This window comes from Neptuniibacter sp. QD57_21 (genome assembly GCF_047778075.1).
GTDB lineage: Bacteria > Pseudomonadota > Gammaproteobacteria > Pseudomonadales > Balneatricaceae > Neptuniibacter.
Map to the genome: position 1 here is coordinate 1,367,504 of NZ_CP180549.1, position 24,117 is coordinate 1,391,620.

A 24,117-nucleotide genomic window follows, 5' to 3' on the forward strand; every position below is an offset into this window, starting at 1 on the left:
CTATTTATTTCTTAGGACGGTGGATATGTTGAACCAAGAATTACCCTGGAAATCCGCTTGGTTAACGGGAGCAGGCAGTGGTATAGGTGAGTCATTGGCGCTTTTGTTGTCAGAGAATGGCGTGAATGTATTTATCTCAGGAAGGAGGCTTTCTACACTAGAGAATGTAAAGAACAACGCTGAACAATTGGGTTATCCCGGTAAGATTATTCCATTAGCTATGGATACAACCCAAGCAGATCAAATTGAACGAACGATTCAGCAGTTTGATAATGCTTTTCCTGAGTTGGTTGTATTAAACGCCGGCACGCACGATCCGTTTCCCGTCGAGGAGTTTAGCGCCAGCAGAGCTAAAACTTTACTCGATGTTAATTTACAAGGAACTCTCAATTGCTTGGAGCCTGTCATAGAAAGGGCGTTGAACTCCAACTCTGGGCAAATTGCTGTGATGGCATCAGTTGCCGGCTATAGAGGTTTGCCTACAGCTGCCGTATATGGTGCGAGTAAGGCTGCATTAATCCATTTATGCGAAGCATTAAGATTGGATCTGAAAGGCACTCAAATAAAATTACAGGTAATTAATCCTGGCTTCGTCAAAACTCCGCTTACGGATAAAAATGATTTTGAGATGCCGTTCTTATTGGAACCTGAGGATGCTGCAAAACGTATCTTAGATGGCTTAATTAAAGACCAATTTGAAATTACATTTCCTAAACGTTTCAGCTACATTCTAAAACTCCTAAGCATCATTCCTTATCGTTGGTATTTTGCTTTGATTAGCACAACGCTGCTTAAAAACAGATAAATATAATCAGTCAGGATCAGCATTCATGGATCGTTGGATAACGGAATATGTAGCAACTTTAGAAGGGCTAAACAGAGACAATCTAGCATCACTATTAGAGATAACACGTGATGATTTTGACTTTAAGGACCCTTTTAATCACACCCATACCCGAGATGATTTTATCGCCATATTAGATGATATGTACGCCAAGTTAGATCAGGTTGTGTTCAAAGTCGATAAAGTGATGGTTGATGGAAATCAAGCGATGATCTACTGGAATTACCGCGCTACAAGTAGACTTACAGGAGATATAAATTTCGCGGGTACTAGCCTTGTAAAAGCAGATCAGCAAGGCAAAGTTTATTTCCACCATGACTATTGGGATGGGTCAGAATTACTGGTTAAAGTACCGGTGATAGGAAAAGTGGTTAAATTTTTGAGAGGAAAATTTAGCCATCAATAAAAAAACCTTTGTATTCATTTGATTGAATACAAAGGGCTTTTTTAAATGACTTATGAGTCTCTTAAGTTATTTCTCTTCATCATGGCAGATAACGTACAGACCAACATCAATAGATCCGTGTTCAAAACCGCCTTCACAGTAAGCTAGGTAATAGCGCCATAAACGATAAAAGGTTTCATCAAAGCCTTGATGTTTAATCTCTCCCCAAGATTTTTCAAAATCACGATACCATTCGCGAAGTGTTCGAGCGTAATCTTTACCAAACAATTGTTTTGTTTTTAAGGTAAAGCCATGCTCAGCAAACTTCTCTTGAAGTCGTTTATCACTCGGCAGCATGCCACCAGGGAAGACATAGCGTTGAATAAAGTCCGCTTGTTTGCGATAGCTATTAAAACGTTCGTCATCGATAGTTATGATCTGCAGGACGGCATTGCCGCCCGGTTTAAGTACACGCTTTAAGGTTTCAAAATAAGTGTCCCAATGCTTTTCGCCAACCGCCTCAAACATCTCTATAGATACCACCGCGTCGTACTGCTGCTGGAGGTCACGGTAATCTGTCAAACTGAGATGAACCTTATCTTCTTGTTCAGCTTCTGCAATCTGGTTCTTCGCCCACTTAAGCTGTTCTTTCGAAAGCGTGATGCCATGTACGCGTAAGTTGTTTTCTTGGCTAGCTTTTCTAGCAAACCCGCCCCAACCACAACCAATTTCAACGACGTGCTCACCTTCTTTAGCGTCTAAAAGCTCAATGATTCTGCCGTATTTATTTTGTTGAGCGTCGAACAAAGATTCTTCTTGGGAGTTATATAAAGCGGCTGAGTAAGTCATGCTTTCATCCAGCCAAGGCTGGTAGAAATCATTACCTAGATCATAATGGGCTGCGATGTTTTTCTTACTACCTGAGCGACTATTATCACGACGCCAGTGGTAAAGGTTGTGAAGGGAGCAGATCAAAAAACCAGCCTGAGAAAGATTACTCAATGAGTCTTCATGGGCTAGGCCCCACTGCATCAACGCAGTTAAATCTTTACTATCCCAATCACCTGCCAAGTAACTTTCGGACCAGCCATTAATGCCGCCGAAGAATAAACGAATTAAAGGACGGAAGTTATTCAGCTTTACCTCAGCTATAGGGAAGGCATGGCCGATTTTTTCGGTGTAGCCACTAGGTAAAGTGAGGTTTAAGGTTCCAATCGATTGATTTAGCTTGGCAGTAAGGTATTTGAGAAGCTTTTTCTCAAACCAAGTTGGCTGAGGCGAGCTAGATGTTAACTCGTTGGATGATTCATAAACTTTCATAATGCGTTACTCCATGCTTATCTTGCCAGCTAATGCTGTGACTGACCTTTTTATCACGAGGTTGAATGGTCAGTTTTTTTCGCCAAAGCTTCAGTGCTTCCCAGTGAATCGCGCCCACGACTTTTAAAGTCATCAACGGATATTGGAAGAACATTTTCAATAGCTTACGGTCATTTAAAGGAATCCGATCACCTTTAAATGAAGCATAAAATACGGTGGAGTGTTCTTCTGGTGTGGGCGTTTGTTCTACCTGTTTTATACCGATTGAGACATGTTGGTTAGGTGGAGTAATGCTGAATTGATAAGCGGTTTCCATTGGCATAAAAGGGCTTACGTACATTAACTTGTCGCAGCCATGCCGAATCACTTTGTCTCTGCCTTGTGATTCGATGAGATAGGTATGCCTAGAGCCAAAGGTGTTGCTGACTTCATAAAGAATGACCTCTACATCATCTTCTTTGTTGTAACAAAAATAAACGCTGAGGGGATTGAAGGTGAAGCCTAAAATTCTTGGATAACAAAGTAGTTCAATGCGTTCAGTTGCAGAACTGTGCCCTCTGTCGATTAGATGCTGTCTAATCTCAGCGGCAAGGTTTCCTTTGCTGGTACCGTGATCTCGTTCTTGGAAAGAGAATAGATTGAATCTGTTAATTGAAAAAAATCGAAATTTGTCTAGTTGATCCAATTCATCTAAGTCGACTTTTAAGGAAAAGACGCTGTACACAAATCGATGATCTGTAGGCTTCACGCGATGATGCATCACTTTTCCTTGGTAGAGTGACGATCGCAGATTAGCCATGACTTTCAGCTCGTTCAATGGTGCTATCTTCCTTGTGCATCTTACTTTCATGAACATGTATTCGGCCGTTTTTATCTTTCACCACCCAAGGGCGAGGAATGCCACCGAGTTCTTCGGCAACAGCTAGTCCTGCTTGCAAACCATCTTCGTGGAAACCGTAACCAAAATAGGCCCCACAGAACCAAGTTCTTTGTTTACCTTGTAATGACCATAGTTCTTTTTGAGATTGAAGTGACTCTTTGCCAAAAGCTGGGTGGTCATAAAAGAAACTGCGGATAATAGATCCTGGTTCCGGTTCTTCTAGCGGGTTTAAGGATACGAAAATAGGTGTTTCTGTATTCAACGGCTGCAACTGATTCATCCAGTAGGTAACAGATACATCCTGAGATTTATCCCTGATTCCTTCAGACAGATAGTTCCAACTCGACCAAACCTTTTCTCGTTTTGGCATTAGGGAGGCGTCTAGGTGAAGGTAGGCTTTGTTTCTCTGGTAAGGGAAGTACTGCAATAACCTTTTTTCTTCATCTGTTGGGGATTCAAGCAATGCTAAGGCTTGATCAGAATGGCAGGCTAAAACAACATCATCATACTGTTCTCGTTTGCCATGGTGGTCTTCTATAAAAACGCAGTTATCAGAACGAATAATTTTATGGATACGGCTGTTGATTCTGATATTGCCACCTAAGGTGTCAGCAATTTTATTTACATAGTTTTTACTACCGCCAATAACCGTTCGCCATTGTGGGCGATTACTCAGTTGAACTAGACCATGGTTGCGGCAAAAACGCATGAAGCAACTCGCTGGGTAATTAAGCATCTGCTCAACTGGAGTAGACCAAATCGCCGCACCCATAGGTAATAGATGATCGTATATGAAGTGTTTGCTGTAGCCTTCTTGAGTAAGTAGGTCGCCTAAGGTCATTTCATCTAAATTATGTTGTTTAGATAAAGCTTCCGAATTGCGGTAGAAGTGCATCACTTCGCTGATCATCTTCCAAAAGGACGGTTTGAAAATATTGCTCCTCTGAGCAAGCAAACCAGATAAACCGGTACCAGAATATTCTAATTGACCTTTATTGATTGAAACCGCGAATGACATATCTGTTTCGCAGGTTTTAACATCTAGCGTTTTGAAAAACTCAACTAGGTTAGGGTAGTTCACAGGGTTAAATACAATAAAGCCAGTATCAACATCGATAGATTGGTTATTGTGTTCAAAGGAGACGGTATTTGAGTGGCCGCCCAAACGGTCATCTTTCTCGTATAAGGTGACGTCGTGAACTTTATTAAGAAGCCATGCACAACTTAATCCGGAGATGCCGGAACCAACAATCGCAATCTTTTTGGGGCGCATGGCTGAAATTTTCATCTATCTAGTCCGTTGTTACTGAATATGTGTTTTATAGTTAGGTTTGTACAGGTTTAATTGTTATCTGCAGTAACTAATACGCACACATAATGTATTGAGATCACTAGGTTTAGTTATTAAATGCAAAAAAATTGTATTTAAGAATACTTAAAGGTGATCCGGTTCAGGCGAGTACACGTAAGGAGTCATATGGAAAACAAACCGCCAGGTGAAGACGTGGAAAAAGTTGTTGCTATGCCGCAGCCGGAAACTACTCAAGATTGGAGTAGTTTATTAATGTCGCTCGGTGAAACCAAAGACAAAGCTCTGTTTGTGCAACTGTTCAAACATTTCGCTCCTAAGATCAAAGCCTACATTATTCGATTAGGTTTGGTAGAAAGCACCGCAGAAGAATTGATGCAGGAAACGATGGCCTCTGTATGGCGTAAAGCGCACATGTATCAAAAGTCGAAAGCAGCAGCCAGTACTTGGATTTTTACATTAGCTAGAAATCAAAGTATCGACTGGATGCGTAAGCAGAAATATCCAGAGTATTCTCTGGATGAGTGGCATGAAGAAGCCGACGAGTCACAAGATACTTGTACTGATGTAGTTCTATCTGCGCGTATGCATGCTTCCATCAATAAACTGCCGGAGCTCCAGGCTCAAGTTATTTACATGTCCTTCTATGAAGGGCGGTCTCACTCTGAAATTGCTGACCGCTTGGGAATACCTCTAGGCAGTGTTAAATCCAGAATTCGATTAGCATCTGAAAAATTAAGAGTAATGTGGAGGGATGATGTATGAACATTAAACATCACCTAGATGAAGCTACCCTCGTTAGTTACGCGGCTGGCTCAATGTCTCAATCAATGGCTTTGGTTGCTGCTTGCCATCTCTCTATGTGCCCTGAATGTCGTGAACGTGCACAAAAGTCCGAAGCGATAGGTGGCATGCTTCTAGAAAGCCTTGAGCCTGCAACAATTGATGATTCATCCCTTAACCAAGTACTGGCTATGCTAGATGAAGAGGATATAGGCGTAGAATTCACCTGTAGCAAACCTGCTAAATCGATCGATTCTGATGTGCCAGCGCCTCTCGCTGATTACATTGGCGACAAGCTTGAGAACATTGAATGGAAACGCATTGTTCCTGGTGTCTACTATCATGATCTACCTTGTAAGAGCGAACGTGGTGGTGTCTCACGATTACTACGTATAGCGCCGGGTAAATCCATGCTGGCACATACTCATGACGGTAATGAACTGACCTTAGTGTTAAAAGGGTCTTTCAGCGATGAAGTGGGGCGTTTTACCGCGGGTGATATTGCGGACCTTGATAGCGAAATTGAGCACCAACCTTTAGTGGATAGTGATGAAGATTGCATCTGCCTGATTGCGACTGATGCACCGCTTAAATTCAGCACATTATTGGGCAAGTTGGTTCAGCCTATTACAGGTTTTTAAAGAGATTATGTCGACTTAGCGTTGAGGGATAAACAATGAATACAGTAACTTTGAATGAATTGATCCCAGTTGGTGTAAGTGCTTGTTTATTAGGGCACAAGGTTCGATATGATGGAGGGCATAAACGCTCCAAATATTGCCTCAATGTCCTAAGTGAATGTTTTGAGTTTAAACCCTTTTGTCCCGAGGTTTCGATTGGGCTGAGTACTCCTCGAGAGCCTATAAGGCTGGTGGGCGATGCTGAATCCCCGCGGGTTTTGGGTACGAAAGATCCCTCTTTGGATGTGACAGAGCCACTTAAGGCTTATGCTGCTGAGGTAAGTGATAACAATCAAAACCTTTGCGGCTATATCCTTATGCAAGGTTCACCAAGCTGTGGGATGGAGCGTGTAAAGGTGTACCACGAAAATGGTATGCCAAATGTGGCTGGAAGTGGTGCTTATGCTGATGAATTTATGAAGCGAAATCCTGCACTGCCTGTGGAAGAAGAGGGACGTTTAAATGACCCTGTACTGCGAGAAAATTTCATCACTCGAGTATTTGTCTATTTCAGCTGGCAAAAAGAGGTCATGTTGGCTCCGTCGTTACATGAAGTGATTCAGTTCCATAGCCGTCACAAATATCAATTAATGGCTCACAGCTATGAAGGTTATAAGGTATTAGGTAAATATCTTGCTACTGAAGCTTCTCAGTTGCCTTTGGAAGAGGTATTAGAGACTTATATTCTAGAGCTAATGACCCATCTAAAAAAACGCGCGAGTCGAAAAACTCACACAAACGCGTTGATGCATATTATGGGTTACCTCAAAAGAGATATTGATACCGAAACTAAGCAAGATCTTCTTGAAGCGATAGAGCAGTATCGAAAGGAAGAGGTTAACTTAGTTGTGCCTCTTGCTCTGCTAAAACATTACCTAAAGCGTTTCGGCAGTGAATACATCCAAACCCAGGCTTACTTAGACCCATATCCTCATGAACTGGGCTTAAGAAATTATATTTGATCGACAATTCAAAAATGATCTATAGTGTAAAGGCGAAAACTATATGAAGCTGGTTTGGTTTCGCAACGATTTAAGGACAGGAGACCATCACGCCCTTTATCATGCTTGTAAACAAAGTAATGGTGAGGGCGTTCTAGCTGTTGTAGCTATCACAACGAAACAGTGGCAGCTACAGGATGAATCCAAAGCAAAAATTCAGTTTTACTTAGCCAACCTATCTAAGCTGAGTGATCAACTCAAAGCTCTGAATATCCCCCTTGTTATTGTTAGAGCACCCACCAATAAAGAGCTTCCTGCTGTTTTACTGAATTTAGCTAAACAGCACGGTGTATCAGAACTATTTTTCAATCGTGAGTACCCCGAATTCGAACAAAAGCGCGATGCTGCGGTTATGGATAGTTTTGTGACGGAGGGTATTCCGGCACAGGCCTGCGACAGCGATCTTATATTTACCCCAGGTTCTATCCTTACCCAGCAAGGGCAGCCGTTTAAGGTGTTTACCCCTTTTAGTCGTGCTTGGCGTAGAAAGTTCTCAGCAGAGTGGGTTGAGGCTCTGCCACAACCAAAACAACAGAAAAAACTTGAGATAAAGCCTTCTGAGGTACCTACAGAAGTAGGTTACTGTTTGGAGTTAGGCGCTGATTGGCAAGAATCTTTCTGGCCTGCGGGAAGTGAAGCAGCATATAAATGCTTGTATCAGTTTATCCATTCAAAGTTAGTGCCTTATCCTGACCATAGAGATATTCCTAGCATTACGGGGACATCTTCTTTATCGCCATATTTGGCTCAAGGAGTTATCTCCACACGGCAATGCTTAACGGCCATTCAGACCTATTCTGATGATCCGGATTGGTTAGATAATCAATGGGTGACTGAACTGATTTGGCGAGAGTTTTACCGCCATTTAATTGTGCAGTTTCCCGAGATGAATCGTTGGTTACCCTTTAAACCTGAAATAGAAAGCAAATTAGAGTGGTCGTTCGATCAGCATTTGTTTCAAGCATGGTGTCGGGGCGAAACAGGCTACGCCATTGTTGATGCCGGTATGAAGCAATTGAATCAAACGGGTTGGATGCACAACCGAGTTCGTATGATAACGGCTTCCTTTCTAACCAAAATATTGCGTCAAGATTGGCGTCTAGGTGCGCGTTACTTTATGCAGCATCTGATTGATGGGGACTTTGCTTCAAACTTAGGTGGTTGGCAATGGAGTGCTTCAGTTGGAGCTGATGCAGCGCCTTATTTCCGCATCTTTAACCCTATGAGACAGGCTGAACGCTTCGATAAAGAGGGTAAGTATATTGCTCAGTGGTTACCGGATTTAGAAGGGTATAACGCCATCCAACAACATGATCCGTTAATCAGTGCGAAGTGCAATAGGTCTCAACCTATAGTGGACTATGCCCAAGAGCGCCGTTTTAGCTTAGACGCCTATAACGCGAAGTAGAGGTCATTCTGAATGGCTTTTTCACCTAAGAGAAATCAAATTAATCCTAAAAAATTACTGCTGTCTAAATGGACAGCTACTGAACCTATCAATAAACGGAAGCACTTTATCGTAATTGAATTGCTGCGTGATCCAGGCACTGAAGAAGTTACAGGTTGTATGATTGAAGCAGTGATTGATAAATATCAAATGCAGATCGATTGGAAAGATCTAAAAAATGCCGAGGTTTGGCGATTGGGTTGGAAATAAGGGAATCCAAAGCGGGAAAAATTGATGCACGTTGGTTTTGAAAAATGCGGCATTAGCTAATGGTATAGCTAACGCCGAATGTGCTTTAAGTTAAAAACTCTGCGCGTGTACGAGCATTAGATTTGAATATCCCGCCTAATGCAGTCGTTTCTGTCTGAGAGTTAACGTCCATTACACCGCGAGACTTAACACAGTAATGGGTGGCATTGATCGATACAGCGACGTTGTCTGTTTCTAATAGGGTTTGAAGTGCAATAAGGATCTGTTTAGTTAGACGTTCTTGCACTTGCGGACGCTGACTAAAGAAGCGAACAAGGCGGTTAATCTTAGACAGACCTATTATTTTATCTTTAGGGATATAAGCCACTTTGGCCGTACCATCGATGGTAACAAAATGGTGTTCACAAGAGCTAAGAACACTGATGTTCTTAACTTTTACCATCTCTTCTAGGTCCATCTTATTTTCAATCATCGACATATCAGGGAAGTTTTCATAATCTAGCCCAGAAAACACCTCGTAGACGTACATTTTCGCCACACGATGGGGAGTTTCTGTAAGGCTGTCATCTTCTAGGTTTAACCCTAGTGTCCCGACAACTTCAGTCATTAAGCTTTTTATGCGCTCATACTTTTGCTCCTGTGAAAGGCCGTTATCGATTGTTGGTGTTTCTAGGCCTTTTTCGATCAGTTGATCGCGTACAGCAGCTGCTTCAGCAGAGATCATGTTTTATTCCTTACTGATATTAGAGGAGTGCATTATACATGGTTGATCGCTTTTTAGATCAGTTATGATCTGAACTATCGGTTTTTACGTAATCGATCAGTAAATAGATAACCGAATTTTATTGTGATGAATAAAACTGATTGGCGTGATGAACTCGATCTTTTTGAATATTTTCAAGGTGAAACAATGGCCTATGGGTTATTTGAGGATCGCTTTGGCAGCGTTCGTAGATTATTTACTGTCGCGATAAAGGGTACTGTGACGGGCGATCAGCTCACATTAGAAGAAGATTTCTTTTACGAAGATGGAGAACTTGAAAACCGTACTTGGGTAATTAATCGTGAGCAAAATGCGATTTATAGCGGAACGGCAGGGGATGTTTTAGGTAGAGCCGAAGGCAAACAAAGCAAAGCACGTTTTACTTGGCGTTATTACATGTTGTTAAACATCGGCGGTCGACAGCATAAAGTAAAATTTGATGACTGGATGTTTTTAATGCCAAACAATGTCCTATTGAACCGAGCAGTAGTCAAAAAGTTTGGCATTAAGTTGGGTACGGTCTTTATCAGCTTTTCGAAAGATTCTAAGAGTTAATAGATCTAAGTTTATTACCTAGACAAGAGATAAGTTTTGTAGACAATTTTTTTGCACTCTCCCATGCTCCCTCTAAATCTCCTCCGAGGAGCCAATCACCACAAGCGCCTATATGCGTTGCCTCATCCCAAAGCATGCCGTGCTCTGTTTTTGGGTGACGGGAATACAACCACCGATGACATCGTCTTACCGATAAAACTTTGGCCTCTGGTTTTACAGAAACAAACGCTTGAGTGAGAAGAATTTCTATCTCCTCTTTGGGAAGGTTGATATGTTCTTGGCTCCAATCGGGTATTGCCTCGATCGACCAAATTGCAGTGCCGTTTACATTATTCCTACCAGGTTTAGCGCTTTCTTTGATACAGCGATTCAAAATAGGGTGATGCCCTGTTATAAGTTGTTCAGGTTGATCTAGTGAGTCTGTTGTTTCAAGAAGTATCACCCAACTGGCTGAAGGGGTAATGGCTTTAGCGGTATTTGAAAAGCGCGGTACAGCTTCTAATAAGGTTGCTGCTTGTTGTGCCGGAGCTGTCACTATAGCGGCATCGAATACACCCAGAGATTCACCTTTTTCATCGCGAAGACGTACCTTTTTTTGGGAGCCGTCAAGTTCTGGCCAGATATAGCCAACGCGAGTCGCAGGGTGAAAATTAGCGTGAGCCAGTAAGTGTCTGGTTAGGCTACTAAGGCGTGAGCTACCTGTGATTAGATTTGGTGATTGTAGTTCTTCACCGTCGAAACTTTTTGAAATAGGTGACCAAGTTTCTAACACGCCACTTTCAGCTAACCAAGTAGAAAAGTCACTATTATTTGTTGAGATAAAGGGTGCGCCTAGATCGGCACTCATTTCATCTAATTTACAGCTGGAAAGACGACCACCCGTACCTCTGCTTTTCTCATAAACGCTCACCTCAATATCATTTGAGGTTAAAACGTCGGCAAGAGTTGTACTTGCAAGGCCTGCACCGATAATCGCAATATGCGGTTTTGTTTCTGTCATAGTTGTTCGCCGGAATCATAGAAAATGAACACCAGAAACGCTTTAAAAGATTATCTCGATGAGTCGAATTGGAGGTGAGATTAATATGGATGCTTATTAAGCATTTGGGAAATCAAACTAATGTCACTCCGGTAACAAAGCGTTTACAGGTTGTAATTTAGCTTTGTTACGGCGGAATGGGAGGATTGGATCAGTTGACCAGAAACAGAGATTAGATTAGGTCAGGAAAAGGGAAATCATCGCACATCACGCGAGGGTGCTGTGTTACAGCAATCGCATGTTCGATATTTGAGCCTTCTCGCATTGCATTAATAAGCAAGGTCAGAACGAAGGTAATTGAGTAGTATTCAACGTGCGCTGTTAGGAACGGTAGATTGATATCATCGTGAGCTTGTTTGCTTAGGCGAGCCGCCAACTGAGCTGCTTCGCTATCATCGAAACCTTCATCAAGGTTATGAATCAGTTCATAAATTTCGTTTGGAAGCTGTTCATACAGGTAGTTATCAATTTTAAGAATGGTCTTTACAAGCACCGCGTGTTCTTTTGCTTCACTTAGGAAAGGTAAACTAACCTTTTCATTTAAGCGTTCTGCTATTGCGATGTTTTCCTGCTGAGTAAGAAGTTTACGAGCCGATTTTTTGGCAAAAAAGTCTTTAACCAATACGTGGAATTGGTCTTCTGTCATTGAAATGTTTGCCATTGTTATTCCTTACCTTATTACTAGCTAAAAACCTTAATTGGATTTTAGGTTAGTTTTGAATGTGAGGATAGGGGGAAGTACTGAAAACTCTATCCTACTCGGTAATTTATCAAGGTTAAAAATTAAGAGTCTATTAATGCTCAGGCTACCGTTTTCTACGGTGGTACTTTTATTGAGCAGTTGTTCATGGCCTTTAGAAATCTTGAAAAATCCTCGTTTTGATATTTATCCTTTTGATTTACATGGATTTTAACTGACGTTGCTTGTTTTTAAAAACAGCTTAATAAAGTAATGAAACGTTTGTTTGGAAAATATATGATGCATTAACTAATAAAAATGATAGGGAGATGGCGGGATGTTTTTTTCAGGTAAATTGCACTCTAAGATTGAAAGTTTGCAAGGCGAAATCGATAAGCTAAGAGCGGAAAACAGGCAACTGATAGAAGAAAATCAGGTGCTAACTAAACGCTGTTACGAGCAGGAAAATATCCAACCAGATCCTAACACCCACCAAAATGAAATTAGTGAAGCCTGGGTGAAGGGGAGTCGATTATCAGCACAGGTCAAAGATGTTCTTTCTGATACAACGTCCTCACTAAGCGCTGACCAACAGCATATTGAAGAGAAAATTTCTGTTTTTGATGAGACGCGACGTTCGGTAGAAGAGATTCTGGAACGCGTACAAGTGATCCAAAAGCGCGCGCAAGATGGTAATCAACAGGTTAAAGATCTACTCACGGTGTCGGATCAAATCGAAAAGTTTGTTGGTGTTATTCGCGATATCTCTGATCAGACCAACCTATTGGCATTAAACGCCGCAATTGAGGCTGCGCGTGCGGGTGAATCCGGTCGTGGTTTTGCTGTGGTAGCTGATGAAGTACGTAACCTTGCTCGTAAGGCGAGCGAAGCCAGTAATGAGATTGCCAATCTTGTGGGTCAAATCAGTACTCAAACGGGGACTGCATCGGAAGATATTGCTCAGGTTGATCTGCTCAGTACAGAGGTGGTTTCTTCTGCTTCACAAATTACCTCAGGTGTTCGCGATGCGGTATCGATGTCTGAAATGATGCATTCAACTATTAAGAATACCGTGGCCGATACTCTGATTGAAAAGCTGAAGATGGAGCAAATTAGTTGGAAAAATTCTCTCTATGAAAGAATTGTATCCGGCAACGTTCACGATCTATCAACTATTGAAGATCATACTGGCAGTGGGTTTGGCCAGTGGTATTACATGGGCAATGGACGTGAACAATACAGTCACCTTTCCAGCTTTGCGGCTTTAGAAGCACCTCATACAAAGCTGCATAAATCCGGTGTAGAAGCCGCCGCTGCAGTGAGACGTGGCGCAGTAAGAGATGCGGCGAGCCACCTTACATCGATGGAGCAGGCAAGCCTTGAAGTAGCAAATCTGCTTGATCGTTTGAATGCGGAATCAAAAGGCCAGTAAAGCTACCTGATTGCCTGTTTCTTTGTACTTGGTTGTTTATGTTCTTTCGAGCCATTTTACAACGCGATGAAATTGCGTAAGCTAAAGTGATAGTTGAGTGAAATGGCTTTCGATCTTCTTAGGAGATCGAGGTATTGAGGAAAATGAAATGGGCATAAATCGTCGATCAATAGTCAAAGTGCTTTCACTAGGCGGTGCGATGATAGGGGCTGGTGTTTTGATGCCACGTGTCGCACTGGCTACATGGAAAGCAGCAGCCTTTGAAGCTGAAGATCAAGAAACCGCTATTCAAGAGCTTTTAGGTGACGTGCCTAAAGAAAGTGCTGATGTGATCCTAAAAACGCCTGAAACAGCCGAAAACGGTGCAATTGTCCCGGTAACTGTACGTTCCAGTATCGCCAATGTTGAATCGATCAGCATTTATGTCAAAGATAATCCATCCCCTCTAGCGGTTGAGTTTAAAATCCCAGAAGGCACTGACGCAGACGTGTCTACTCGAGTCCGCATGGATCAAAGTTCACGGATCACTGCCGTGGTAAAAGCTGAAGGTAAACTTTATAGCGCTGCGAAAGATGTCACCGTCACTGTCGGTGGTTGCGGTTAAGTTTATCTGAGGAATCGTTAGGAGAGTTATTATGGCGACGGGCATTATTAGAGTTAAAACAAAGGTTTCTTCCGGTAAAACCAAAGTGAAAATGATGGCAAAACATGCCATGGAAAGTGGTTTTCGAAAAGACAGCAAAACCGGTGATTTTTTTCCTGCTCTTTACCTTCAAGAGCTTCAGGTTGTTCATGCCAGCAAAGAGGTGTTTGCCGTAAACCTAGGACCGACGGTGTCTAGAAACCCATATTTTGTGTTTACGTTTTCAGGTGGAGTAAAAGGAGAAGAGCTTTCTTTTACTTGGGTAGAAAGCAGCGGTAAAACAGCCACAGAAGTTGTAAAAATCAAATAGTCGCGTTGGTCTATATTCTGAATAACCATTTTAAATGGTCACAATAACCCTTGGTATTTAACAAGCTTCCAACTCCAGAGTAATGGGGTAAAATAGCGTCTTTCGATCGGCTGTTTAGGAGAGACGCTGTGTCATTTTCAAAAGCTTTTATTGTTGCTTCGGTATTAGTGCTGACAGCTTGTAATTCTGCAGGAGTTAAGTCTCAGTCGGGACAAACCGAGGAAACGAATGCTGGGCAGCCGAGCATTTCACAATCTTCTCAGCAAGCGCAAGAAAAATCATCCAATAATTCTTCACAGGAACAGCCTTCCAATCAATTGGGTATTATTGCAAATCGCATGACTGCAGTGCAGGATCACCTTCTGCAAATTAAGTCTCAATCGAGCCAGTTACAGCAACAGAATCAGGAGCTGGCACTGCAATTACAAGACCTGGCAAATGAAGTACAAGCACTAGCCGTGCAGCCACAAACGTCTACTCCGCGTGAACCTGTCTCTCCGGATGCCTTTAATGGTGTACTTGACCAAATTACGATGATGGCGAATGAGCTAGGGAGTCAGGTTCAGGATGGCGCTTTTCGAATGGTCACAGCTTATACATCGAAAGGGCAGTGGGTGTTAATTCGCTTCCATCGTTATACGGGCGAGTCTTGGTTAGCGGATAAAGGACAATGGAACCTACTTGAAGAGAGCAGCCGCATAGGTACCGCCGAATATGAAGTGGTACTACGTCGAGCAGATAAAGATGTAAAAGGTTACGTTGCTGCGCGTATTAATCGCATAAGTGGTGAAACATGGTGGTTAAAACAAAATACCTGGCAGCCCTACATAAGTAATTAAAAGGTAAGCAGTGAAAGAACCGAATGTCGATGAGCTGATTCAGTTATTTAATCAGCTTTTTAAGGAATCCCTAAATACAATATTGGTTAAAGGGGATGACGAGCCTATTTATCTACCCGCAGATCAAGATAATCCCCATCATAGGGTTATATTCGCGCATGGGTTTTATGCCAGTGCGCTTCATGAAATCGCCCATTGGTGTGTCGCAGGCCCAGAACGCCGAAAGTTAGAAGACTTTGGTTACTGGTATAAGCCTGACGGCAGAACCGCAGATGAACAAACTGAATTCGAAAAAGTAGAAGTGCGCCCTCAAGCATTTGAATGGTTAATGTCAAAAGCGGCAGGGCACAAGTTTAACTTTAGTGCCGATAACCTATCTTCTGACATTGGCGCGAGTGATAGTTTTAAAACCAATGTCCTCGAAACCGTACACGGCTTGTTGGACAATGGGTTGCCTGAGCGGGTGGGTATTTTGGTTGACGCGCTACTCAAGCAAAGCGGCAGAGAGAAGCTATGTCCGAGTGACTTTTCTCTATAAATATCTAAAGGTTATGTCGTTTTAAGTAGTTCGAAATTGACTCTGCTTTTGAACAGAATTAAGATAGGAAACCTTCGATTGGGGCCTTAGCTCAGCTGGGAGAGCGGTTCGCTGGCAGCGAACAGGTCAGCGGTTCGATCCCGCTAGGCTCCACCATTATTTAGTACTCCCAGATTATTTATTTGTCCCTGCTACGCTTTCTAACCCAAGATTATTTGTTCCCCAGCTCATCACTGTATATCAACATCCTATTTCTGCCGCTATTCTTAGCCGCATATAATGCTATATCTGCTTTATTGAGGATATCTTCAAAGCTCATTTCTAAGTCAGGTTTATTCTCTGCTACACCTAAACTGATGGTGTAATTGATCTGCGTGCCATCGCACTTTGGTAAGTTATTTTGTATCTCATCATTTAAGCGCTCAACTATGGGGCCTACTTGGTCCTGTTGAGTATTACTTAGATAAATACAAAACTCTTCACCACCTAATCGGCCAGCAATATCGCAATCTCTTGTTACCTTTTTTAGTATGGCTCCGAAAGATTTGAGAACTGTATCACCGGCTGCGTGGCCATATTTATCATTAATCTTTTTGAAAAAATCCAGATCAATGATAACGACACAGTAGGTTTCTTTAGTACGTACTGTTAGGCGATGAAGAAGGTGGCAAGATTTGAAAAGGGCACGGCGATTATATAAACCAGTCAGATCATCGTAGGTTGCTAATTTATTCATTTCTTCTTCTAGTTTATCTAGGTCCAGAAGCAGTCCTAACAGATACCAAGAGACAACAGGCGCAATGATCAATGGAATTATTGCAGCCCTCAACATGCTTTGTGTTAAAGGTGTTTGATAATTGAAAATATAAGAGATCAATAAATTTAAAATGACAGCCATCACGACAGAGATCGCAGTAATAATCAGCATTAGTTTGACTCGGCCTAAGCGTCTGACTACTAATCGCATTTACCTTCCTTATACAATCAAAAAAAGATGTGGCTTGTTAACATCGTAGTAACTGAATACTACAGGGTATATACGTAAATATACGCAGACTATGGGGTCTTTTAGAATGAATTTTATTGAGCGGGCTCAATGCATGTTATTAAACAGGTATTAACTCCGATGGAGAGAGCATACCTGCTTGAATAGCGGTATGGATCAACTCAATATCGGTTTTGACTTCAAGTTTACTTTTGATGATGTAGTAACTGTTGGCGACAGTTTTGGCGCTAATGCAAAGTGTCTCAGCCACTTCATCTTTTGTTTTACCGGCAATCATCATTCGAAGAATTTCAAACTCTCGAGTTGATAGTTTACTAAGGATAACGGCTTCACCTTGAAGGCTTTCTAGCGCCAATGCACGTGAAACATCATCGCTGATGGCTAACTGACCATGTGTAATATCTTTGATCGCCTGTATTAGTAATTCAGGAGCACTGCTCTTAGTGATGTAACCACGCGAACCGGCATCCACGGCTTTCTTAGCCATTGCTGGGTTCTGATGCATGCTAAAGATCAGAACTTGGGCTTTAGGGTCATACTGACGGATTTGTAAAAGGGTCGCTAAACCACCTTTCCCCGGCAAAGAAAGATCTAAAAGAACGAGGTCAGGCGAATGTTGTTGGTAGAGGGAATAGGCTTCTTCACCAGATCCCGCTTCAGCGATAATGTGAAAATTGGGTTCGCGGTTTAGAAGGGCTCTATAGCCTTCGCGGACAATTGCGTGGTCATCTACTAGAAGAATATTAACTGTGCTCATTGGATCCCTTAATTTCGCAGACAGGAATACTCGCTGCTATTTTGAGTCCGCCTAATGGTGATTTGCTCAGCTCTAATTCGCCATTAAGCGCATTAATCCGCTCTTTGATACCTAATAAACCATTCCCCGGTTTAATTAGAGGCTCAGGCTGAGTCATATTGCCATTATCTTGGATCGTTAACGTTAGATATTTATGATCTGTTGGGTAGTAAGTTAGATGTACTTCTGCAGCACTGGCAGAGGCGTGTTTAACAATATTGGTTAAACACTCTTGAATAGTCCTTAGGATATTTACGGCTATCGCTGCTGGAATACTGTTGATTTCACCCTCTAAAGTGATCGAGCAGTTTTTATCGAAGTGCTTGGTATTCCAGTCTTGGATCATTGATTTTAAGTTTTCAGAGATACCGAGCTCATCTAAGTCTGCAGGTCTTAAACGAAATAGTAAGTCTTTCACCAGCTCCATCATCTCTTCAGAGATCGTATTTACCTGTTTAACTTTGGGCGAAAGCTCTGGGCATTGGCTATCGACTTCCAGTTGCAGGAAATGAGAGATTGCTCTGAGTCCTGTTAGGTATTGCCCCATATCATCATGCAACTCTCGACAGAGATAGCGTCGTTCATTCTCTTGAATGTTGAGGAGCTTGTATGAGAGTTCTTTTCGGTCATCTATGGTATCTTTAAGGCTGACAGCTAAGTTATTTATCGCGGTCGCGGTTTCTTGCCACTCTTTGATATGAGAGGGAGGAACTTGAGCACTTAAGTTGCCTTTCTGCATCTCATTCAATACCCGCTGGGTTTTTTTGACCGGCTTTAAAATACAGTGAAGGCATAGATAGAGCAGCAAGCTAAGAATTCCGACGACAATGATAGAAAACTCCATCAGCGTCATGATGTTATTCCAGGCATTGTGCAACAAAATTGGCTTGCTGGGAGAAACAACAATGTCACCTTCAATACCAATTTTTGAGGTTATTCTGGAACGTGTTTCCTCTGCTGAAGTGAACAGTGCTAGGTAGAAGTTTTCAAACCATAAAGGCCATTCATCTTCAGTGTAATCACCTGTACAGAGACTACGCGCTACCTCACCTGTATCTGTTTCAAAGGAAACGCAGAACCCAGTGAAGCCAGCAGAGTGCTTCCACAGGAAAAAGTCTGGGAAGTGTTCTGGCGCCATTACATCGTTTTGAACTTTTAAAACCTGAAACTCGAGTTGTTGCTTTACGATGGCGGATATCTCTTGAGCATGTTTTCGTGAGTCTGCATCTGTTTTATATAAAGCTATAAATGCAGAGATAAGTAACGCAGCCATTCCCGAAATAGCAACAAGAGAAATTAGCAGAAAGTTAAGTTTTATTGACTTCATCAGTAAACAGAATCTTTGTCTTTGGAATCTATGCCTTGAAAGAATGTTTAATATTGTAGGTAGATAACCTGTTTGTGTATCGGGCAATAAACCCGCCTTTTGTGGTCAAGTTCACGCTGTTGATTTTTAAAAGGAAAAGTTAGTTTAGTTCTATGCTTAAGTAATCAAAGTCGATCTTACTTTGATCGATTTATATAACATCATACGTATCAAGGAACCACTTATGCGAGTGCCAAACCAGCTTTTAGGATTAATGCTTGGGAGTGTTTTATCCCAAGTCGTATTTGCCGATGATTGGGCAACCTATGGTAATGGTTTGGACAATCAGCGCTTTAGTTCTCTTAAAGAAGTTAACCGAGGCAATGTAGACAAACTTCAGTTGGCTTGGAAGTTTGATAGCGGTATTAAAGCGAGCTTTCAGGCGAGCCCTATAAAAGTCGGTGATCATCTTTATTTATCGACTCCTTTCAATCATGTCGTCGCGCTGGATGCAGGAACTGGCGAACAGGTGTGGCGTTATGAACATCCCAAACCGAAAAAGAAAAGTTGCTGTGGGCCAGCAAATAGAGGTGTGGCTGTAGCTAAAGGCAAGGTTTTTCAGGCAACTATAGATGGACAGCTGATCGCATTAGATCAAACCACGGGCGAATTGGTTTGGCAGAACAAAGTCGAAGACTTAGAACTCTCCGTTCAAGAAAGCGTCGATGGGTTGTTACAGGGGATGGATCTTGGTGGAGACGTAAAGATTACTGGTGGTACAAGCCATAGTTTCAATATGGCCCCTCAGATTTACAAGGATATGGTAATCGTCGGTAGTACTGGGGCTGGGTATGGTTTACATCTTGATACTGAAAAAGGGTTAAGGGTTGTTGGTATTGGAGATGGTCGGACGGGATTACGTGGTTTTCTATCTGCATTTGATATGGAGACGGGTAAGGAGTTGTGGCGTTGGTACAGTGTTAATGGTGAGCACTGGGTGGGTGATTGGCAAGAAACCACGACAAGTGGTTTAACGCTTAATCGTGATATTGCAGCGGAAAAAGCGGCTGCTCAAAGATTTAAACATAATTGGAAACTCGGTGGTGGGTCTATATGGACCACGCCAGCCATAGATGAAGAAACCGGTTGGTTGTTTGCGGGTACTGGCAACCCTGCACCTAATATGGACAGTTCAACTCGACCGGGTGATAACCTGCATACCTCGAGTATTGTGGCGATTGATAGTAAAAATGGAGAGCTTAAATGGGCCTTCCAGCAAGTGCCACATGATCGTTGGGGATACGATGTTTCCAGCCCTCCAGTATTATTTGATACCGTTGTGGCAGGCAAAACTGTAAAAGCAGTAGGGCAAGCGGGAAAAACCGGCTGGTTCTATGTGCTTAACCGAGAAACCGGTGAGCTGCTGTTTAAATCCGACCCATTTGTGCCTCAAATTAACTTATTTGCTGATCCAACTGAGGAGGGGGTAACTATTGCTCCGGGTATCGCAGGTGGTAGCAATTGGTCTCCAGTATCAGTCAATCCAGATAAGCAGCAAGTCTATATTGCAGGTATTCACATGCCAGCAACTTATTACCGCAAACCTTTAAAACTGAATTCAGAGTTACCTTGGCAAACCTATAGCTATTTTGAGTTCGATGAGAAGCAACGTTATGGAACCTTAACGGCGGTCGACTTAAAAACCGGTAAGTTGAGCTGGCAGCACAAAACGCGTTTGCCCATGCTAGGTGGAACTTTGGCAACAGCCGGTGATTTAGTTTTCAGTGGTGAGGGTGATGGTGAGTTTTTTGCGGTAGATGCTACGACAGGCGAAAAGCTTTGGAGCTATAAACAGTCCTATGGTGTTAATGCGCCGCCGGTAAGTTATAGCCACAATGGTCTTCAGTACATTGCCGTTGCAGCAGGCGGAAATAGAATCGCAGGCTACCCCACAGGGGATAGTTTGTTGGTATTTAGTTTGCCTCGAGCAGCTAAATAAATTAGTAGTATTAGATATCGCTCATAATTGAATGTGTAAGGATGCTTAGTATGTACAATCCTGTGCAATATAAAGTTCTGCTCTACTGGGCTTTATTATTTGGTGTGATTCTTTTTGGCTTCTATGTCGGTTGGGATCAAGGAGTGTTGTTGGAGATCATTCAGCAAGATCAAACCCGCGTTTGCATATTCATCTTAGTGTTATTGATAGGTATGAGCTGCCATTGTGCTTATCGCAGCTTTTATCTCTCCCAACAGTTCTCGATGTTGGATCATTACTATATCCGCCGCCAAGAGACGGGGTTAACCCCCGAGGAAAAAGCTTTTCCTGACGGCCTCTCCCTTTCACAGGATTACCTGTTCAATGTGTCTGACGAAGAGTTACATGATCAAAATGCTGATAAAGGACTTTTAGCAGAGCTACTTGTTGAAGGGGCTCGAGGCTCTCATCAAGTAGGCTGGTTTGTTGTGGGTGTCATGGTCAAGTTGGGGCTCTTAGGTACGGTGATTGGCTTTATCATCATGCTGAGCTCTGTTTCTGGGTTGGAAAATCTGACGATTGATGATGTTAAAACCTTAATGCAACAGATGACTCATGGTATGGGCATCGCCATGAGTACTACCTTGATTGGTTTAACCTGCAGCATGCTATTAAGTGTTCAATATTTACTGCTTGATCGTATGGCTGATCGTTTTGTGGCTTTAAGTATCACCTTAGGTCAGCAGAAAAATGGTGTTGCTGAAAGCGAGCCTGCGTCATGAAACTCTTTGGGCAGCGGTCTAACTTTGAAATAGATCCGTTTACTGATCTGCTTTTTAACGCATTGCTGACTTTTACCTTTTTGTTTTTGGTTGCACTGTTACTGCTCAATCCGCCGGCAAAGTCGGGGATTATTGATCCCAAAGCTGAGTTTATTATTACGGTGAGTTGGCCGGATGGAAGCCCTAACGATATTGACGTTTGGGCCTTAGGTCCCAAAGGCGAAAAGGTTTACTACAAGCGGACACAACAAGGTCTGATGCATTTGGATCGAGATGATCGTGGCAACGCCAATGATACTCAGGTGATTGATGGGAAAACGATTACGAATCCAATTAATCAGGAGGTACTGACGATTCGAGGTCGGCCTCCAGGTGAGTACGTGATCAACCTTCATTACTTTAAAAGTGAGAATGACGAACCTGTTCCAGTGACCGTCTATCTGGCAGAGGTGAATCCAGTACTTAAGGTTATAAGTTACACCACTGAAACCTTGGCAGCTGAAAATGATGAGCTGACAGCCTTGCGTTTTACCCTGAATACGCAAGGCAAAGTAACCAATATTAACAAACTGCAGAAAAGCATTATTAAGGCGAATCAGAAATGAATGAAGAACTCCTAGTGCTGACATTGGCTTATGTGCTTTTAACGGCACTGTTATTGTTGGCGGTCATCAGTGGGCGATTGAAGTGGCCAGTTAAAGCCGGTTTAGTTGTCATTGCATTGTTTTTCTACGGTTGTAGCTACTTGGGGTGGAAGCAAAGTCAGGGCTGGCCGAGTCCTACAGCTTTGCCTGATAAGTTCCTGTTTCACTACGCGGTAATTGAAGAGCCGGATAAGCAAGCAAATAAAGAGGGTGATATCTACATTTGGCTTACCGATCTGAAAAATGATGAGCTGGACGAAAAGCCCAGAGCATTCCGGATCGATTATGACCAAGCGACCCATGGGGCTGTTGAAGAAGCTTTAAAGAAAACTAAAAGTGGACAGCCTCAGTTAGGGCAGCCTTCAAAGCGTTTTACTAAACCTTCAGATGCGAAACGCAAGGATGCTTTGGGGCAAAAATCTCCGCTGATCAATTTTACTCAAGTCCCTGATCCCGCTCTACCGGAGAAATAAACTGTGATTATGCGAATTACTTTTTTTCTGGCGAGCTTGTTATTAGCGGGCTGTAGCGCTGATATTCCTGACACAGATTATTTCCCTTTGCAGAAAGGTGTTGTGTGGGAATATCAGGTTAATGAGCTATTTGGCTCTCGAGAGAGCCAGCGTGAGTTTTCAATCGAAAATCTCGGAGAAACCCAATTTCAAGAGGGAGAGGTTTTTACTGAAGATACAATCAGTGTGCGTCATACCAGTGACGGCACCGATTACTATATTCTCAAAGATGATACAGGGGTTTATCGAGCTGCACGTCGTACATTGATTGAATACCAACCAAGGTTTGAAAAGTCTCTCGTTAGGATCTTACCCAATAATAAAGATCTTGAAGTAGGTCGCAGTTGGACCGTACCTACCAAGCCTTATGCTTTGCATGCGACTGCTTCCTTCGCAGTACCCGATCCGCGAAAGCGGGATATTAACTTACAGTTTGAGATTAAGTCGGTTACGGATACTGTTGAAGTTCCTGCAGGAACCTTTGAGCGTTGTATCAGGGTTGAAGGGACTACAATGTTAACACTCTATGTTGATCCTAAACTTGGATATCAAGATATCCCGATTACCCAGACTGAATGGTATGCTCCGGGCGTTGGTCTAGTAAAACTTGTCCGTGAAGAGCCATTAAGTATGGAGTTATTTAAGGGTGGGGTGATCAGTTACGAATTATCTCGTTTTGATCCATAAAACAGTTTTCTACCGAAACATGACTAATATGTTATGGTGGATAACATATTGAAACAGAAGGAAGTAAACCGTGGATATGGATCTAACTTCACTACAGACTCGAGTTATTGGTTGTTTGTTGGAAAAAGAGATAACGACACCCGATCAATATCCTCTGTCACTAAATGGCCTAACAACCGCTTGTAATCAGAAAAGTAATCGAGAATCTGTTCTGTCACTTGATGAGAGCGAGGTTCAGAACATACTGGATGAGCTTAAAGAGAAACGCTTAGTGCGTGATGAGAGCGGCTTTGGCAGCCGTGTATCTAAGTTTAAGCACCGCTTTTGCAACACCGAGTTCAGCGACCTTCAATTTACCGCACAGCAACTTGCTGTTATTTGTGTACTTTTCCTTCGTGGGCCGCAAACACCAGGTGAATTAAGAACTAGAACAAATCGCTTATGCGAATTTAAAGACGTATCTGAAGTAGAAACTACGTTAACTAGTTTAGCGGATCACCCTATGGGTTCTTTGGTTCAGCGCTTAGCGCGTGAACCGGGTAAGCGAGAATCACGTTACGTCCATCTTTTCAGTGGTGCGGTTGAAGATGCTGATGTTGAAATGGCCGGAACGGATACTGACGATCACAATCTTACTTTGCAGCAAAGAATTGCAAGGCTAGAGCAAGAGGTCGCTGATCTCAAACAAGAGATTATGACGTTAAAAAATTCATCAGATATTGATTAAGTCTAAGCGACCACCGCTAATT

28 protein-coding genes, 1 tRNA gene and 1 pseudogene are annotated in these 24,117 nt (G+C 42.5%); 21 read left to right on the forward strand and 9 right to left on the reverse strand.

All coding sequences use genetic code 11. The annotated features are described in order from the left end of the window. Nucleotides 1–25: 25 nt before the first annotated feature. Both ACMXYS_RS05925 and ACMXYS_RS05930 read left to right on the forward strand, forming a co-directional pair. The gene (locus ACMXYS_RS05925; RefSeq protein WP_415897918.1) at nucleotides 26–805 is read left to right on the forward strand and encodes an SDR family NAD(P)-dependent oxidoreductase; all 780 of its coding nucleotides are present in this window, start codon (nucleotides 26–28) and stop codon (nucleotides 803–805) included. 25 nt (nucleotides 806–830) lie between these two features. Next, the gene (locus ACMXYS_RS05930; protein ID WP_415897919.1) at nucleotides 831–1,250 is read left to right on the forward strand and encodes a nuclear transport factor 2 family protein; all 420 of its coding nucleotides are present in this window, start codon (nucleotides 831–833) and stop codon (nucleotides 1,248–1,250) included. Between the two features lie 66 nt (nucleotides 1,251–1,316). On the opposite strand, the gene ACMXYS_RS05935 is transcribed toward ACMXYS_RS05930, so the two are convergent. Genes ACMXYS_RS05935 through ACMXYS_RS05945 form a run of 3 tightly spaced genes read right to left on the reverse strand, consistent with a single transcriptional unit; the run spans nucleotide 1,317 to nucleotide 4,717 of the window. Then, on the reverse strand, nucleotides 1,317–2,549 hold the full coding sequence (locus ACMXYS_RS05935; protein ID WP_415897920.1) for a class I SAM-dependent methyltransferase: 1,233 nt from the start codon (nucleotides 2,547–2,549) through the stop codon (nucleotides 1,317–1,319). Beyond that, the gene (locus ACMXYS_RS05940; RefSeq protein ID WP_415897921.1) at nucleotides 2,536–3,348 is read right to left on the reverse strand and encodes a DUF1365 domain-containing protein; all 813 of its coding nucleotides are present in this window, start codon (nucleotides 3,346–3,348) and stop codon (nucleotides 2,536–2,538) included. Before ACMXYS_RS05940 ends, ACMXYS_RS05935 begins: the two co-directional genes overlap by 14 nt. Beyond that, nucleotides 3,341–4,717, reverse strand: a complete 1,377-nt coding sequence (locus ACMXYS_RS05945) for an NAD(P)/FAD-dependent oxidoreductase (RefSeq protein ID WP_415897922.1) — start codon at nucleotides 4,715–4,717, stop codon at nucleotides 3,341–3,343. Before ACMXYS_RS05945 ends, ACMXYS_RS05940 begins: the two co-directional genes overlap by 8 nt. A gap of 189 nt (nucleotides 4,718–4,906) precedes the next feature. Between ACMXYS_RS05945 and ACMXYS_RS05950 the strand changes: the two genes are divergently transcribed. The 5 genes from ACMXYS_RS05950 to ACMXYS_RS05970 are packed head-to-tail and all read left to right on the forward strand — an operon-like array spanning nucleotide 4,907 to nucleotide 8,859. Further along, the gene (locus tag ACMXYS_RS05950) at nucleotides 4,907–5,503 is read left to right on the forward strand and encodes a sigma-70 family RNA polymerase sigma factor (RefSeq protein WP_415897923.1); all 597 of its coding nucleotides are present in this window, start codon (nucleotides 4,907–4,909) and stop codon (nucleotides 5,501–5,503) included. Further along, nucleotides 5,500–6,162: a ChrR family anti-sigma-E factor gene (locus ACMXYS_RS05955; RefSeq protein ID WP_415897924.1), complete on the forward strand. Its 663-nt coding sequence runs from the start codon at nucleotides 5,500–5,502 to the stop codon at nucleotides 6,160–6,162. The genes ACMXYS_RS05950 and ACMXYS_RS05955 overlap by 4 nt, the downstream gene beginning before the upstream one ends. Nucleotides 6,163–6,197: 35 nt before the next feature. Further along, a complete protein-coding gene (locus tag ACMXYS_RS05960; RefSeq protein ID WP_415897925.1) occupies nucleotides 6,198–7,163 on the forward strand; it encodes a YbgA family protein in 966 nt (321 codons plus the stop codon). A 43-nt stretch (nucleotides 7,164–7,206) separates the two neighbouring features. Then, entirely contained in the window at nucleotides 7,207–8,610 is a 1,404-nt protein-coding gene (locus ACMXYS_RS05965; protein ID WP_415897926.1) for a cryptochrome/photolyase family protein, read from the forward strand. A 12-nt stretch (nucleotides 8,611–8,622) separates the two neighbouring features. Continuing rightward, nucleotides 8,623–8,859 (forward strand): TIGR02450 family Trp-rich protein, encoded by a 237-nt coding sequence (locus ACMXYS_RS05970; RefSeq protein WP_415897927.1) that lies wholly within the window; start codon nucleotides 8,623–8,625, stop codon nucleotides 8,857–8,859. An 85-nt stretch (nucleotides 8,860–8,944) separates the two neighbouring features. Here ACMXYS_RS05970 and folE read toward each other — a convergent pair whose 3' ends face one another. After that, complete coding sequence (gene folE, locus ACMXYS_RS05975; RefSeq protein ID WP_415897928.1) at nucleotides 8,945–9,583, reverse strand: GTP cyclohydrolase I FolE; 639 nt, start codon at nucleotides 9,581–9,583, stop codon at nucleotides 8,945–8,947. 126 nt (nucleotides 9,584–9,709) lie between these two features. Between folE and ACMXYS_RS05980 the strand changes: the two genes are divergently transcribed. Then, on the forward strand, nucleotides 9,710–10,177 hold the full coding sequence (locus tag ACMXYS_RS05980; RefSeq protein WP_415898234.1) for a DUF3833 family protein: 468 nt from the start codon (nucleotides 9,710–9,712) through the stop codon (nucleotides 10,175–10,177). Here the strand turns inward: ACMXYS_RS05980 and ACMXYS_RS05985 are convergent. Both ACMXYS_RS05985 and ACMXYS_RS05990 read right to left on the reverse strand, forming a co-directional pair. Then, a complete protein-coding gene (locus tag ACMXYS_RS05985; protein ID WP_415897929.1) occupies nucleotides 10,167–11,177 on the reverse strand; it encodes an NAD(P)/FAD-dependent oxidoreductase in 1,011 nt (336 codons plus the stop codon). The genes ACMXYS_RS05980 and ACMXYS_RS05985 overlap by 11 nt on opposite strands. A gap of 211 nt (nucleotides 11,178–11,388) precedes the next feature. Further along, nucleotides 11,389–11,877: a hypothetical protein gene (locus tag ACMXYS_RS05990; protein WP_415893971.1), complete on the reverse strand. Its 489-nt coding sequence runs from the start codon at nucleotides 11,875–11,877 to the stop codon at nucleotides 11,389–11,391. A 355-nt stretch (nucleotides 11,878–12,232) separates the two neighbouring features. Here ACMXYS_RS05990 and ACMXYS_RS05995 point away from each other — a divergent pair. From ACMXYS_RS05995 to ACMXYS_RS06025, 7 genes and pseudogenes are all read left to right on the forward strand, one after another. Continuing rightward, a pseudogene (locus tag ACMXYS_RS05995) lies at nucleotides 12,233–12,889 on the forward strand (methyl-accepting chemotaxis protein); the annotation flags it as partial. A 108-nt stretch (nucleotides 12,890–12,997) separates the two neighbouring features. After that, complete coding sequence (locus ACMXYS_RS06000) at nucleotides 12,998–13,327, forward strand: CZB domain-containing protein (RefSeq protein WP_415898235.1); 330 nt, start codon at nucleotides 12,998–13,000, stop codon at nucleotides 13,325–13,327. A gap of 148 nt (nucleotides 13,328–13,475) precedes the next feature. Beyond that, nucleotides 13,476–13,931, forward strand: coding sequence for a thiosulfate oxidation carrier protein SoxY (gene soxY / locus ACMXYS_RS06005; RefSeq protein WP_415897930.1), 456 nt, complete (start codon nucleotides 13,476–13,478; stop codon nucleotides 13,929–13,931). A gap of 31 nt (nucleotides 13,932–13,962) precedes the next feature. Beyond that, the gene (soxZ, locus tag ACMXYS_RS06010) at nucleotides 13,963–14,280 is read left to right on the forward strand and encodes a thiosulfate oxidation carrier complex protein SoxZ (RefSeq protein ID WP_415897931.1); all 318 of its coding nucleotides are present in this window, start codon (nucleotides 13,963–13,965) and stop codon (nucleotides 14,278–14,280) included. Between the two features lie 128 nt (nucleotides 14,281–14,408). Further along, nucleotides 14,409–15,119 (forward strand): hypothetical protein, encoded by a 711-nt coding sequence (locus ACMXYS_RS06015; protein WP_415897932.1) that lies wholly within the window; start codon nucleotides 14,409–14,411, stop codon nucleotides 15,117–15,119. A gap of 10 nt (nucleotides 15,120–15,129) precedes the next feature. Further along, on the forward strand, nucleotides 15,130–15,657 hold the full coding sequence (locus tag ACMXYS_RS06020) for an elongation factor P hydroxylase (RefSeq protein ID WP_415897933.1): 528 nt from the start codon (nucleotides 15,130–15,132) through the stop codon (nucleotides 15,655–15,657). Between the two features lie 80 nt (nucleotides 15,658–15,737). Then, nucleotides 15,738–15,813 (forward strand) — tRNA-Ala (locus ACMXYS_RS06025). Between the two features lie 55 nt (nucleotides 15,814–15,868). On the opposite strand, the gene ACMXYS_RS06030 is transcribed toward ACMXYS_RS06025, so the two are convergent. From ACMXYS_RS06030 to ACMXYS_RS06040, 3 genes are all read right to left on the reverse strand, one after another. Next, the gene (locus ACMXYS_RS06030) at nucleotides 15,869–16,624 is read right to left on the reverse strand and encodes a diguanylate cyclase (protein WP_415897934.1); all 756 of its coding nucleotides are present in this window, start codon (nucleotides 16,622–16,624) and stop codon (nucleotides 15,869–15,871) included. A gap of 139 nt (nucleotides 16,625–16,763) precedes the next feature. Next, a complete protein-coding gene (locus ACMXYS_RS06035; RefSeq protein ID WP_415897935.1) occupies nucleotides 16,764–17,420 on the reverse strand; it encodes a response regulator in 657 nt (218 codons plus the stop codon). Beyond that, entirely contained in the window at nucleotides 17,407–18,786 is a 1,380-nt protein-coding gene (locus tag ACMXYS_RS06040; protein WP_415897936.1) for a HAMP domain-containing sensor histidine kinase, read from the reverse strand. Before ACMXYS_RS06040 ends, ACMXYS_RS06035 begins: the two co-directional genes overlap by 14 nt. A 223-nt stretch (nucleotides 18,787–19,009) precedes the next feature. Between ACMXYS_RS06040 and ACMXYS_RS06045 the strand changes: the two genes are divergently transcribed. The 6 genes from ACMXYS_RS06045 (at nucleotide 19,010) to ACMXYS_RS06070 (ending at nucleotide 24,095) form a co-directional block, all read left to right on the forward strand. Next, nucleotides 19,010–20,764, forward strand: coding sequence for a pyrroloquinoline quinone-dependent dehydrogenase (locus ACMXYS_RS06045; protein WP_415897937.1), 1,755 nt, complete (start codon nucleotides 19,010–19,012; stop codon nucleotides 20,762–20,764). 50 nt (nucleotides 20,765–20,814) lie between these two features. Beyond that, complete coding sequence (locus ACMXYS_RS06050) at nucleotides 20,815–21,525, forward strand: MotA/TolQ/ExbB proton channel family protein (RefSeq protein WP_415897938.1); 711 nt, start codon at nucleotides 20,815–20,817, stop codon at nucleotides 21,523–21,525. Next, on the forward strand, nucleotides 21,522–22,130 hold the full coding sequence (locus ACMXYS_RS06055; RefSeq protein WP_415887703.1) for a hypothetical protein: 609 nt from the start codon (nucleotides 21,522–21,524) through the stop codon (nucleotides 22,128–22,130). Before ACMXYS_RS06050 ends, ACMXYS_RS06055 begins: the two co-directional genes overlap by 4 nt. After that, the gene (locus ACMXYS_RS06060; RefSeq protein ID WP_415897939.1) at nucleotides 22,127–22,642 is read left to right on the forward strand and encodes a hypothetical protein; all 516 of its coding nucleotides are present in this window, start codon (nucleotides 22,127–22,129) and stop codon (nucleotides 22,640–22,642) included. The genes ACMXYS_RS06055 and ACMXYS_RS06060 overlap by 4 nt, the downstream gene beginning before the upstream one ends. Nucleotides 22,643–22,651: 9 nt before the next feature. Further along, the gene (locus ACMXYS_RS06065) at nucleotides 22,652–23,368 is read left to right on the forward strand and encodes a hypothetical protein (protein ID WP_415897940.1); all 717 of its coding nucleotides are present in this window, start codon (nucleotides 22,652–22,654) and stop codon (nucleotides 23,366–23,368) included. A 76-nt stretch (nucleotides 23,369–23,444) separates the two neighbouring features. Next, entirely contained in the window at nucleotides 23,445–24,095 is a 651-nt protein-coding gene (locus ACMXYS_RS06070) for a YceH family protein (protein WP_415898236.1), read from the forward strand. The last annotated feature ends 22 nt before the right edge of the window (nucleotides 24,096–24,117 follow it).